At 68.1% G+C, this 12959-nt stretch carries 11 protein-coding genes and 1 riboswitch; of the genes, 5 read left to right on the forward strand and 6 right to left on the reverse strand.

Features of this window, described 5'->3' with window-relative positions:
- The first annotated feature begins 2 nt into the window (after positions 1–2).
- Positions 3–2321: an AAA family ATPase gene (locus tag HWX39_RS09840; protein ID WP_175967675.1), complete on the forward strand. Its 2319-nt coding sequence runs from the start codon at positions 3–5 to the stop codon at positions 2319–2321.
- Complete coding sequence (gene arfB / locus HWX39_RS09845) at positions 2318–2722, forward strand: alternative ribosome rescue aminoacyl-tRNA hydrolase ArfB (protein WP_175967417.1); 405 nt, start codon at positions 2318–2320, stop codon at positions 2720–2722. Before HWX39_RS09840 ends, arfB begins: the two co-directional genes overlap by 4 nt.
- Before the next feature lie 57 nt (positions 2723–2779).
- On the opposite strand, the gene HWX39_RS09850 is transcribed toward arfB, so the two are convergent.
- From HWX39_RS09850 to thiC, 5 genes are all read right to left on the reverse strand, one after another.
- A complete protein-coding gene (locus HWX39_RS09850) occupies positions 2780–4060 on the reverse strand; it encodes an EAL domain-containing protein (RefSeq protein WP_175967419.1) in 1281 nt (426 codons plus the stop codon).
- Positions 4061–4510: 450 nt separating this feature from the next.
- Complete coding sequence (locus HWX39_RS09855) at positions 4511–5437, reverse strand: DMT family transporter (protein ID WP_175967421.1); 927 nt, start codon at positions 5435–5437, stop codon at positions 4511–4513.
- A gap of 154 nt (positions 5438–5591) precedes the next feature.
- Complete coding sequence (locus HWX39_RS09860; RefSeq protein WP_175967423.1) at positions 5592–5840, reverse strand: hypothetical protein; 249 nt, start codon at positions 5838–5840, stop codon at positions 5592–5594.
- Positions 5841–6031: 191 nt separating this feature from the next.
- Positions 6032–6244: a glycine zipper 2TM domain-containing protein gene (locus HWX39_RS09865; protein ID WP_043182137.1), complete on the reverse strand. Its 213-nt coding sequence runs from the start codon at positions 6242–6244 to the stop codon at positions 6032–6034.
- A 260-nt stretch (positions 6245–6504) separates the two neighbouring features.
- The gene (gene thiC / locus HWX39_RS09870; protein WP_175967425.1) at positions 6505–8436 is read right to left on the reverse strand and encodes a phosphomethylpyrimidine synthase ThiC; all 1932 of its coding nucleotides are present in this window, start codon (positions 8434–8436) and stop codon (positions 6505–6507) included.
- 124 nt (positions 8437–8560) lie between these two features.
- Positions 8561–8677: riboswitch (TPP riboswitch) on the reverse strand.
- A gap of 268 nt (positions 8678–8945) precedes the next feature.
- On the opposite strand from thiC, the gene HWX39_RS09875 reads away from it, so the two are divergent.
- The 3 genes from HWX39_RS09875 (at position 8946) to HWX39_RS09885 (ending at position 10759) form a co-directional block, all read left to right on the forward strand.
- On the forward strand, positions 8946–9221 hold the full coding sequence (locus HWX39_RS09875; RefSeq protein ID WP_175032886.1) for a pentapeptide MXKDX repeat protein: 276 nt from the start codon (positions 8946–8948) through the stop codon (positions 9219–9221).
- Between the two features lie 87 nt (positions 9222–9308).
- Positions 9309–9941, forward strand: coding sequence for a cytochrome b/b6 domain-containing protein (locus HWX39_RS09880; protein WP_175967427.1), 633 nt, complete (start codon positions 9309–9311; stop codon positions 9939–9941).
- A gap of 29 nt (positions 9942–9970) precedes the next feature.
- Positions 9971–10759: a molybdopterin-dependent oxidoreductase gene (locus tag HWX39_RS09885; protein ID WP_175967429.1), complete on the forward strand. Its 789-nt coding sequence runs from the start codon at positions 9971–9973 to the stop codon at positions 10757–10759.
- 18 nt (positions 10760–10777) lie between these two features.
- On the opposite strand, the gene HWX39_RS36635 is transcribed toward HWX39_RS09885, so the two are convergent.
- Entirely contained in the window at positions 10778–12628 is a 1851-nt protein-coding gene (locus tag HWX39_RS36635; RefSeq protein WP_279613072.1) for a methyl-accepting chemotaxis protein, read from the reverse strand.
- Positions 12629–12959 lie beyond the last annotated feature (331 nt).

Raw genomic sequence — 12959 nt, forward strand, 5'->3', positions numbered from 1 at the left:
ACATGAATGCGCAGGACGACACGCTCGAATTTACCGGCGGCCTCGTCGCGCGGCTGCCCGAACCCGCCGATTTCGGCATTGCGCTCGCGGAAGGCTTCGCGCGCCGTATCGGCGATCTCTCTCGCCGCGCCGGCGCGCCGGCTGCGGCCGCCCGCTGGGCGGCGCGCGCCGCGTTCGCGACGAGTCGTGCGACCGCAGGCGGCCACGTGTGCGTTGCGCTCGGCGCGCTCGCGCAGCGCTATGAAGCACCGCTCGACGAAGTCCGCGCGGCGCTTGCCGCGAGCGGCGTGGTCGCGTTCGGCACGCTCGCACGCGGCGACGAGCGGCCGCTGATCGTCGACCGCCACGACCACATGTACCTGTCGCGCTATTTCGACTACGAGCGGCGGCTTGCCGATGCGCTCGTCGCGCAGGCCGGTGTGGCCGCGCCGGACGAAGGTCTCGCGCCCGACCGGTTGCGCGACAGCCTCGCGCGTTACTTCGGGCCGGCAACCGGCGAAGTCGACTGGCAGCGCGTCGCGGCGATCGTCGCGCTGACGGGCCGCGTGACGATCGTCAGCGGCGGCCCGGGCACGGGCAAGACGACGACCGTCGTCGGCGTGCTGGCCTGTCTGCTCGACGCGCATCCGCGGCTGCGCGTCGCGCTGGCCGCGCCGACCGGCAAGGCCGCGCAGCGGATGCAGGAAGCGCTGCATGCGCGGGCCGGCGACCTGCCGCCCGAACTCGCGGCGCGCCTGCCGGATACGTCGTACACGCTGCATCGGCTGCTGGGCGGCGGTGGGGCGGCCGGGTTCCGGCATCATCGCGACAATCCGCTGCCATACGACCTGATCGTGGTCGACGAGGCGTCGATGATCGACGTCGCGCTTGCCGCGCATCTGCTCGATGCGCTCGCGCCGGGTGCACGGCTCGTGCTGCTCGGTGACAAGGACCAACTGGCCGCGGTCGAGGCGGGCGCCGTGTTCGCGGAGTTGAGCGCGCGGCCGGCGTTTACCGCTGCCGCGCGCACACGCATCGCGCAGGCGCTCGGCATCGACGAGGCGGCATTCGTCGCGGCGTTGCCGGTGCCGGACGAAGTCGCGACCGCAGCCGTTCCCGCTGCGCATCCGGTTTCCGCCGCAGCTCGGGCCTCGGCACCGCCATCGGCGCCTGCTGCTGCCGCGACGCGCAAACCGGCACCGCGACGGAAAGTCGATGAGCGACAGGCTTCGCTCTTCGACGACGAACCGCAGGATAACGAAGTGTCGACGACCACCGTCGCGCAACCGCCGGCCGCCGCCCCGATGCTGACCGAAACCGGTGAGGGCGACGAGGCAGGGGACGCACCGGCCTGGATCGAGGTCGGCGAACTCGCGTGGCTCGACGCCGTCGAGCTGCCGCCGTTCGACGCGGGCGACGTGGCGCTTGCGTCGATACTGCCGGGCGAACCGGCCGCCGTGTCTGCCACGCTCGCTCGGGCACCGGCACCGGCACCGGCACCGGCACCGCTCGCCGACTGCGTGGTCTGGCTCGAACGCAATTACCGCTTCGGTCTCGATTCGCCGATCGGGCGGCTGTCGCTCGCGATCCGCAGCGGCGACGTGCAGGCCGCGCTCGACGCGCTGCCCGCCGACGATTCGGCCGCCGCGTCGTTCCACGACGACGCGGGCGAGTCGCTCGCGTCGTCGACGGTCGAGCGGCTCGCGCGGCGCTTCGGTGCGTATCTCGACGCGTTGCGCGACACGCTGGCCGCGCCCGTCCCCGATCCGCTGCCGCTGTTCGACGCGCTCAACCGGTTCCGGATTCTGTGCGGGACCCGCAGCGGCTTGCGCGGCGCGGAGCACGTCAACGCGCTCGTGGCCGCGCACGTGCGCCACGCGGCGCGCGTGCCGCTCGCGGTTGGCGCGCACTGGTTCACGGGGCGGCCGATCATGGTGACGCGCAACGACTATGCGCTCGGGCTGTTCAACGGCGATATCGGCATTGCACTGCCCGACGCGCAGGGCGTGCTGCGCGTCTGGTTCAGGCGAGCGGACGGCACCGCGCGCGCGGTGTCGCCGGCCGCGCTGCCGCCGCACGAAACCGCGTTCGCGCTGACGGTCCACAAATCGCAGGGTTCTGAATTCGACGAAGCCGCGCTCGTGCTGCCGGCGTCGTTCGGCCGCGTGCTCACGCGCGAACTCGTCTATACGGCCGTCACGCGTGCCCGCACGCGTGTACAGGTGATCGGGCCGCGGCGCGTGCTGGCGCAGGCGGTAGCAACACGCACGCAGCGCGATTCGGGGCTCGCGGCGCGCGTCGACGAGGCGCTCGCGCGGCGCCGCATGGAGGCTTCGCGATGATGATCCGCTATACGCTCGATCCAGCCGAAGTCGAATGGACGGCCGTGCGCGCGCAGGGCGCGGGCGGGCAGAACGTGAACAAGGTGTCGAGCGCGATCCACCTGCGCTTCGATATCCGCGCGTCGTCGTTGCCGACCGCCATCAAGGAGCGGCTCCTCGCGCTGTCCGACCAGCGCATCACGCGCGACGGCATCGTCGTGATCAAGTCGCAGGAATATCGCACCCAGGAGAAGAACCGCGAGGCCGCGCTGGCGCGACTCGATGCGTTGATCAGCGGCGTCGCGTTCACGCCGCGCGCACGGGTCGCCACACGGCCGACGCGCGCGTCGAAGGAGCGGCGGCTCGAGCACAAGTCGCGCCGCAGCGTGGTGAAGTCGGGGAGAGGGAAGGTGATCGACTGACGAAAGGAAAGGGGGCGAACCACTGGCGCGCGAGTCGTTTGCCCACCGTCGCGCCGGTCAGCGCATCACGGTCCCGGCGCTGTCGAGCACGAAGTCGACGCAGAACACGACGAGCCGGCTCTGCGCGCGAATCGCGACGGCGGCCGTATAGCAGTCGCGACCTTCCGTCAGCGAGAAGTGCGGGCCCATCAGCGCGACGCGGCCGGGTGCGGCGATCGCGCGCTGGAAATACGGGCGCCGCGACCAGTTGCTGTGGGTTTCCGGGAACAGCGGTGCGAGGCGGGCGACGCCCGCCTGGCCGTCGTCGGCGCGCGCGCCGATCGACGGCAGGAACTGCTCGCCGGTTTCGTCGGTGACGAACACGCGGCGCGCGGCCGGCACCGCGAACACGCGCTGCGCAGCGTCCTGCAGGTTGCCGCTCGCGGAAAACGCGGCCGCGCCGGTCAGCACGAGCCGCTCGATCGCGTCGAAGCCCGGCTGCTCGGCGATGACCGGTGCGTGCCGGCGGGCAATGAAGCGCTGCCACGCGGCGTCGAGCATCGCGGGTGCTGCTGCGCTCGCGTGTGCGATCGATGCATCGGGCTGGCCGAACTGGAAACCCTGCACGAAATCGATATCGGCTTCCATCAGCGCCTGCAGCGAGTCGTCGCTCTCGACCCCCTCGGCGAGCACCATCGCACCGGCCTGATGCAGCATCGACACGAGGTGATGCATGATGCGGCGATCTTCGGCCGAACTGGTCGAACGTTCGACGAGCGAGCGATCGAGCTTGACGATGTCGGGTCGCGCGCGCCACACGCGGTCGAAATTCGAGAATCCCGTGCCGAAATCGTCGATCGCGATCAGGAAGTCGCGATGCTGGATCATGTCGATCGTGCGGGCGAGCGCGGCTTCGTCGCGCGCGGGCTGTTCGACGACTTCCAGCACGATGCGGTTCGGCGGCAGCGAGAAATGCCGGCACAGCGCCTCGACGAATTCGCGCTGCACGAGGCCCGAGTCGAGCACGCGCGGCGTGACGTTCAGGAACAGCCAGCCGTCGCCGATGCCCTGCGCGACGAAGTTGGCCGTGTGCAGGCAGCGCGCGAGCCGGTCGAGCAGCAGCGCATCGGCGTCGGCGCGCGTCTTGTCGAACAGTGCAGCGGGGGAGATCAGCGCGCCGTTCGAATCGACGACGCGCAGCAGCGCCTCGTAACCGACGACCCGCTTGTGCGTGATCGACAGCACGGGCTGGAACACGCTGCGCAATGTCGTGGTGCGATAGGTGGCGATCCAGCCGCCGGGCGTCGGCGTGAGCCGTTCGAGCAGGGAGTCGAGCGAGAGGTCGCGGGCGGGCTTCATGTCAACGGTGCCCGGGGTCGAGTGGCGGAGCGGCAGCGCGTCGCCACGCTGAAGCAGTCGCATGCGCCGGCGGACGCGAAAGGACGTGGGTCATCGAGACCGCCTTCTGCGGGTAAGTGTTCGAAGTGTAACGGGAACGGGGCCGCTCGCGTATCAGGGAAACTCCACACGCACGCGGGAATGCAGCTGCGGCCCGTGCCGCGCGCCGGCGCGCCGCGAGGCGGAGGGGGCCGCCGCCGCACATGACAATCCGGCGGCATGCCATGGCGTGCGCGGCGAAGCGGGAAATCCCGGCGGCCGGCACGGTGGCGGGTGAATGTCGCCGTCAGAGGAATGCCGGCCGCGCGGCAGCGCCATCCGCGGCGCCGCGGCGGACAGTTGGCGCCCGCCCGGCCGTCAGGCATCACGGCCCGGCCGATGGCGGGGCGGCGCGTGCGCCCGAATGAAGCGTCAGGTCGCTTCGCCGCTGCGCGGCCGGATCCCGGGAATCCGCTTGATCACGCCGGTCGCGAGCGCGGTGCCGACGAGCACGATCGCGCAGCCTTCGATCATCACGACCGTCACGTGTTCGCCGAGGAACAGCGCGCCCCACAGCAGGCCGAACACGGGGATCACGAACGTCACGGTGATCGCGCGGGCCGGGCCGATGTGCGCGATCAGGTAGAAATAGATGAAATACGCGATGCCGGTGCAGGCGACACCGAGGGCGAGCACCGAGCCCCATGCGTGCGCGCCGACCGGCGCGGCCGGCCAGGTGGCGATCGCGAACGGCAGCAGCAGGAGGGTCGAGCCGATCATGCTGCCGGTCGCGTTGACGAGCGGATCGACGCCGGTCAACTTGCGCTTCGTGTAATTGGCCGCGATGCCGTACAGCAGTGTCGCGCCGAGGGCGGCTGCGGCGGCGAGCGCGGTCGCCGCGGCGCCCGTTTCGCCGTGCGCATTCGCGATCTGGTTCCACACGAGCGTGAGCACGCCGGCGAAACCGATGACGAGGCCGAGCGCGCGCGGCCGCGACAGCTTGTCCTTCAGCCACAGGTAGGCCACGAGCGCGCCCCAGAGCGGCGTCGTCGCGTTGATCACCGATGTCACGCCAGCCGACAGCGTCAGTTCGGCGAATGCGAACAGGCAGAACGGAATGCCCGAGTTCAGCGCGCCGACGACGAACAACGGCCACGCATGACGGCGCAGCCGGGCGCCGAGATCGGCAGGTTTGAAGCGCGTGAGCGCGAAGCCCGCGAGAAACAGCGCGCCGATGCCCACCCGCAACGCCATCAGCGGCGCGACGCCGAGATCGACGACGCCGATCCGGATAAACAGGAACGACGCACCCCACAGGGCAGCGAGCACGGTCAGCAGAAGGGCGTTCTTGGGGGACATCGATCGTGAAGGGCAGGGATGGGATGCGGAGAATCTTACACCCCGTTACCACGCCGTCGTTTCACGTTTCGATGAAACGGCAAGAAACGGTAAAAAAACGGGAGTATCGCCGTTGGCCGGCGCGGGGCGGCCGCCTGCCGGCGGTCGTGCCCGATCAGTGATGGCGCCAGCCGCCGCGTCCGCCGAAGCCGAAATTGAGCGAGAGCGCCGGTCCCCAATAGCCGCCCCATGCGGGTGCATAGGCAGGCGCCGGATAGTAATAGGCGGGGCCCGGATCGACATAGACGGGGGCCGGCTGCACCGGCGCAGCCGTGTAGTAGCCGCCAGGATAATAGCCGTACGGGTAGTAGCAGCCGGCGAGCGTCGCGCAGGCGAGCGCCGTGGCGACGAGGGTCCTGTTCATGATGTCTCTCCGGCGGAGCCGGCAATCGGCAGATGCTTAAGCTTAGGCCGCGCGCCGATGACACGGTGTGCAAAACGGTAACGGATCATTTCCGCGCAGGCGGCCCGCTACGTTGCGGCGCCGCATGCGAAAACGGCGCTTCCGCACCGCGAAAACGCCGTCTGGCTGACTGTTACGGCGCGCTGCGCCGCTTACTTGCCGACCTGGTTACCGATGATGCCGCCGGCCGCTGCGCCGCCCAGCGTCGACAGCGCGCTGCCGCCGATCGCCGCGCCGGCGACGCCGCCGACACCCGCACCGATTGCCGTGTCGCGCTGGCGTCTCGTCATCGAGTCACAGGCCGACAGGCTGGCCACGGTCGCGACGAGCAGCGCGCATACCCCAATACGCCGTATCGAATTCATGATCGTTGTCCTTGCGGTTGTGAACGGAGGACACGCGACCGACCGGCGGCCGCGCATGAACCCAATCTACGCGCCGTCCCCCGCCGCTGCTGTAAGGACTTGTTAAGGCTCGCGCGGTTTCGTAATGAATTGTTTCCTGTGGTTTGCCGTGCGCCGGCAGGCACGCGACATGCGCAAAAAAGCCCGCTCGAAAGCGGGCTTCGTGCATGGCGAGGTGATCCGGCGGGGGAGCGCCGGACCGCGCATGCGCGTACTGGCGGTTACTGGCGGTGATAGATTTCGGCGCCGGTCTTGACGAACTCGACCGCCTTCACTTCCATCCCCTTCTTCAGCGCTTCGGTTTCCGACACGCCCTGCTGCGCCGCGAATTCGCGCACGTCCTGCGTAATCTTCATCGAGCAGAAGTGCGGGCCGCACATCGAGCAGAAGTGCGCGACCTTCGCGGAATCCTTCGGCAGCGTTTCGTCGTGGAATTCGCGCGCCTTGTCCGGATCGAGACCGATGTTGAACTGGTCTTCCCAGCGGAACTCGAAGCGCGCCTTCGACAGCGCGTTGTCGCGCACCTGCGCGCCCGGGTGGCCCTTGGCCAGGTCGGCCGCGTGCGCGGCGAGCTTGTACGTGATGATGCCTTCCTTCACGTCGTCCTTGTTCGGCAGGCCGAGGTGCTCCTTCGGCGTCACGTAACACAGCATCGCGGTGCCGAACCAGCCGATCATCGCGGCGCCGATGCCGGACGTGATGTGGTCGTAGCCCGGTGCGATGTCGGTGGTCAGCGGCCCGAGCGTGTAGAACGGCGCCTCCTTGCACCAGTCGAGCTGGAGATCCATGTTCTCCTTGATCAACTGCATCGGCACGTGGCCGGGGCCTTCGATCATCACCTGCACGTCGTGCTTCCACGCGATCTGCGTGAGTTCGCCGAGCGTCTTCAGTTCGCCGAGCTGCGCTTCGTCGTTCGCGTCGTAGATCGAGCCGGGGCGCAGGCCGTCACCGAGCGAGAAGCTCACGTCGTACGCCTTCATGATCTCGCAGATCTCTTCGAAGTGTTCGTACAGGAAACTTTCCTTGTGATGCGCGAGGCACCACTTCGCCATGATCGAGCCGCCGCGCGACACGATGCCGGTCATCCGGTTCGCGGTGAGCGGCACGTACTGCAGGCGCACGCCCGCGTGGATCGTGAAATAGTCGACGCCTTGCTCGGCCTGTTCGATCAGCGTGTCGCGGAAGATTTCCCAGGTGAGGTCCTCGGCCTTGCCGTTGACCTTTTCCAGTGCCTGGTAGATCGGCACCGTGCCGATCGGCACCGGGCTGTTGCGGATGATCCACTCGCGCGTTTCGTGGATGTGCTTGCCGGTCGACAGGTCCATCACCGTGTCGCCGCCCCAGCGGATCGCCCACGTCATCTTGTCGACTTCCTCGCCGATCGACGACGTGACGGCCGAGTTGCCGATGTTCGCGTTGATCTTCACGAGGAAGTTGCGGCCGATGATCATCGGCTCGGATTCCGGGTGGTTGATGTTCGCGGGGATGATCGCGCGGCCGCACGCCACTTCCGAGCGCACGAATTCCGGCGTGATCTCGGCGGGCGCGTTCGCGCCGAAGGCCGCCGCGCCGAACGCCTGGCCCGGGTGCTGGCGGCCCATCATCGCGGCGAGCTTCGCGCCGTTCGGGCCGCTTGCCTTCAGGCTCTCGAGGTACTCGGCGCGGCGCTGGTTCTCGCGGATCGCGATGAATTCCATTTCCGGCGTGATGATGCCCTGGCGCGCATAGTGCATCTGCGTGACGTTCTTGCCGGCCCGTGCGCGGCGCGGGTTGCGGTGCAGGCCCGGGAACCGCAGGTCGGCGGTGGCCGGGTCGGCCGCGCGCTCGAGGCCGTACTGGCTCGACAGGCCGCCGAGCACTTCGGTGTCGCCGCGTGCCTCGATCCAGCCCTGGCGCAGCGCGGCGAGGCCCGCGCGGATGTCGATCTTCGCGTCCGGATCGGTGTAGGGGCCCGACGTGTCGTACACGTAGATCGGCGGATTCTTTTCGCCGCCGAAGCCGGTCGGCGTGTCGGCCTGCGTGATTTCACGCATCGGCACGCGGATGTCGGGCTGCGAGCCGGTTACATAAACCTTGCGGGAATTCGGCAGCGGGGCGACGGCCGCGGCATCGACGTGAGCGTCGGCGGACAGAAACTTCGGATTGGCGTTCATGCAATCTCCTGTGCGAGCGCCGGACAGGCGCTTCGGCGCTTGCCCGGAGCCCTTGAAGTATGTGGGGCTCGAGCTAAGCAGGAGACGAGGCTTGGTGAGGCGGCGGATTTCGTCAGAAGGATGGCGCTGAAATCCGTACGCTTCCCTGCGCTGGCATTATCCAGATCAGGTTCAAAGGGTATTTCTCACCCGCAATGCCGGTTGTTTGACCGGGCGCATTGCAGGACCCCCGCGTTAGCAGCGCACAAGATACACTGGCTTGGCGGCGGTTTCAACCGGGAGAGGATCGGCTAGCCCGGCGCGGCCGCAGCATGGCGGGCGTTGCGATGGCCCGTCGAAATGACAGCGCGCGTCGCCGCCGCATGGCCCTGCGGCTCGGCCGGCAGTGGTGAAGCGGTGCAACATGACGCGCTTTCGCGCAACTTAAAAAAAATTTTCGCAGCGGCTGTCATTTCCCGCGACGTCGTCCGTCTATTCGGCTCCTTAAACCCATGTTGTGGAGAGATGTCATGAAAAAAGTACTGATTGCCGCTTGCGTCGCCGCTTTCGCCACGATCGCCACGGGCGCGTATGCCCAGAACGACGCGATGTCGCAGCCCGGCTCGTCGATGTCGAAGGACGCGATGGGCCACGACGCGATGGCCAAGGATGCAATGGGCCATGATGCGATGAAGAAGGACGGCATGAAGAAGCATGCGATGAAGAAAGACGCGATGAAGAAGGACGCGATGTCGCACGACGAGATGGGCAAGTCGTCGGGCGACAAGATGGCGCCGTCGAACTGACGGAGGCAGGCGCGGCGCGGCCGGCGCGTGCGTCGCACGGCGGCCGCCCGCATTGCGCTTCGTCGACCCATTCCGGGAGACTTCATCATGCAAACCGTTCCTGCCACCGGGCGCGCGGCCGCCACGCCGCCCGCGCGCCCGATCCATCCGCTGTGGGTGCGCGCGAGCCACTGGCTCAACGCGCTCGCGGCGATCCTGATGGTGCTGTCCGGCTGGCGCATCTACGACGCGTCGCCGATCTATCCGCCGTTCGTGTTTCCGCATGGCATCACGCTGGGCGGCTGGCTCGGCGGCGCGCTGCAATGGCATTTCGCGGCGATGTGGCTGCTGGTCGGCAACGGGCTGTTCTACCTCGCGATGTCGATCGCGACGGGGCGCCTCGCGCGCAAGATGCTGCCCGTCACGCCGGCGTCGATCTGGCGCGACATCCGTGCCGCGCTGGGCGGGCGGCTGTCGCACGCCGACCTGAGCGTCTACAACGCGGTGCAGCGTGCCGCCTACCTGACCGCGATCGTCGATCTCGTCGTGCTGGTGCTGTCGGGGCTCACGATCTGGAAATCCGTGCAATTTCCGCTGCTGCGCGAATTGTTCGGCGGCTATGACAACGCGCGTGTCGTGCACTTCTGGGCGATGTCGCTGCTTGTCGCATTCATTGTCGTTCACGTCGCGATGGCGCTGCTGGTGCCGCGCTCGCTGCTCGCGATGCTGCGTGGGCGCTGACCCGTCAACTACGGGTGAAGGAAATCATCATGTCGGAATCCGAATACACGCGCGACGATTCGCGCTGGACGCTCGACCGGAAGTCGCTCGAACTCGACGTGCGCCGCGAGCTCGAGATGCCGTCGCGGCGGCTGTTCAACCGGCGCGTGCTGACGCTCGGCGGCCTGACGATGCTGACCGGCTGCACGCTGCAGGACGATGCGTCGGTCAACACGTTCCTCGAGAAGGTGTCGCGCATGAACGACCGCGTGCAGGCGTGGCTGTTCAATGGCGAGCGGCTCGCGCCGACCTACACCGAAGCCGACATCACGCGACCGTTCCCGTTCAACGCGTACTACGGGATCGACGACGTGCCGCACGTCGATGCGTCGACGTATCGACTCGTGCTGTCCGGCCGCGTGACGGGCAAGCGCGTGTGGACGCTCGACGAACTGTATGCGCTGCCGCACGCGGAACAGATCACGCGGCACATCTGCGTGGAAGGGTGGAGCGCGATCGGCCGCTGGGGCGGCACGCCGTTCGGCGCGTTTCTCGCACGCGCCGGCGCCGATACGCACGCGAAGTACGTCGGCTTCAAGTGCGCGGACGATTACTACGAGAGCATCGACATGCCGACCGCGCTGCATCCGCAGACGCTGCTCGCGTTCGACTACGACGGCCAGCGGTTGCCGCCGGAATTCGGCTTCCCGATGAAGCTCAGGATGCCGACCAAGCTCGGTTACAAGAACCCGAAGCACATCATGGAGATCTTCGTGACCGATACGTTTCCGGGCGGCTACTGGGTCGACCAGGGGTACAACTGGTTCGGCGGGTCGTAGGCGGCGCTGCGCCGCGCGTTAGAACGTCTCCCAGTCGGCCGGCCCGGACGCGCCTGCCGCCGCCAGCGCCGGCCGGGCCGCCGCGCGGCGCGGGGCGGGGCGCGGCGTCCTGTGCGCGGCGGCGGAGGCCGCCGCCGGGATCGTGCCGGCATCGCCGGCTTCACCCGTTTCACCGGACAGCCTGAACACGGAGATCGCGCGCTTCTGCTCCGCGGCCTGCTGCTCGAGCGACTGCGCCGCCGCGGACGCTTCTTCGACGAGCGCCGCGTTCTGCTGCGTGACTTCGTCCATCTGGCCCACGGCCACGTTGACCTGTTCGATGCCGCGGCTCTGCTCGTCGGATGCGGCGGCAATCTCCGCGTTGATGTCCGAGACGCGGCGGATCGCCTGCTGTATCTCGCTCATCGTGCGGCCGACTGCCTCCGCCTGCGTCGAACCTTCCCGGACGGTCGTCGCCGAGCGCTGGATCAGATCCTTGATCTCCTTCGCGGCGCTCGACGCGCGCTGTGCGAGGCTGCGCACCTCGCCGGCGACGACGGCGAAGCCGCGTCCCTGTTCGCCGGCGCGGGCCGCCTCGACGGCCGCGTTCAGCGCGAGGATGTTCGTCTGGAACGCGATGCTCTCGATCAGGCCGGTGATGTCGGCGATCTTCGTCGAGCTCGTGCTGATCTCCGTCATCGTCGCGAGCATCTGCCCGACCGCTTCGCCGCCTCTGTCCGCGATCTGCGATGCGTTCGTCGCGAGCGTCGTCGCCTGGATCGCGTTCTCCGCGTTCTGTTTGACCGTCGCGGTCAGTTCGTCCATGCTCGCCGCGGTCTGCTCGAGCGACGCGGCCTGCTCCTCGGTGCGCGACGACAAATCCATGTTGCCCGCCGCGATCTGTTTCGACGCGACCAGGATCGACTCGCTCGACGTCTTGATGCCGCGCACGATGCCGGCGAGCTGCGTGTCCATCTGGCGCAGCGCGCTCAGCAGGCGGCCGAATTCGTCCGTCGAGCGGGTCTCGAGCCGGTTTTCGAGCCGTCCGTCCGCGATGCGCCGGGCAGCGGTCATCGCGATTTCGAGCGGCTGCGTGATCGCGCGCTGCAAATAGAACCACGCGCCGAACGCCACTGCCACGCCGATGGCAAGCACGCCGAACGACACCCACTGCAGCAGGTGGAACGTATCGCTGCCTTGCGCGGCGGCGTCCTTCACCTGCGCCACGTTGATCGCGATGTCCGAGTCGACGCTGTCGCTCAGTGCGTTGCCGACCGGGCGCAGCTTGTCGAGCGTCGCAGCGACGGCCTCGGCGTTGCCGGCCTCGGCCGCGGCGAGCGCCGCGTCGGCGAGCGAACGGAACGCGGCGAGCTGGCTCGCGATCTGGTCGGCGACCTTGCGCTCGTTGTCCGCGGTCACCTTGGCCGGGTAGTAGTCGTTCCAAGCGGCGGTCAGCTTCTTGTCGGATTCGCGCACGCGCTCGACGGCGCGCTTCGCGTCGCTCGGGTTCGTTTGCCCGGCAAGCCTGTCGAGCGTCACGCGCATCTGCAGCGACGCGCTGTGCGTCGTCGCCAGGTCCTCGACCGGAATGGTGCCGAGCGCGTACATCCCGTCCATGTCCGTGCTCAGCTTCGCGAGTCCGCGGACCCCTGTCAGACCGATCGCGACCATCAAGAGAAAGCACGCGCCGAATGCGAGCGCGATCTTGAATTTGATTGTGCCTGTCAACTTGCTCATCCACCGCCACCCATGTCGAAACGAGAAACCCGCCATCCCCGAGCGCCAGCCGCGAACCGATATGTCTGACAAATCCATGCTGCGATCAGGGTTATAAAAAGGTAAACGACAACGTCGATTGTTAACTTGAATCGCAACGAACCGTTCGCGCACGCCTGACGGCGTGCGTCGAATCCGGCGCACGAACGAGGCGGTGCGTCCGGCGTGCGGCGGGCGCGGCGTGCATCGCCGCGGGAGGCACTGTCGTGCGGATGCGTCATTCCCGATGCTTTCAGACAGGTCTGACGTTGCTTTCGAATCCGTGATGCCATAATGCCGAGCGTGCGCAGCCGAAACGGTTGCGCGCGTTTTTTTGTCCCTCTGCCGCCGCTTGCCGGTTCTCTTTCGCCGCCGTTCGCACTGCCATGTCGTTCCGCACGTTCGCTCCGCCTTTCCGGCCCCGCCAGGGCCGTTTGCCGGCATCGCCGGCGTCTTTCAGCGGAGC

Source organism: Burkholderia sp. BCC0322, from assembly GCF_902833045.1.
Taxonomy (GTDB): Bacteria; Pseudomonadota; Gammaproteobacteria; order Burkholderiales; family Burkholderiaceae; genus Burkholderia.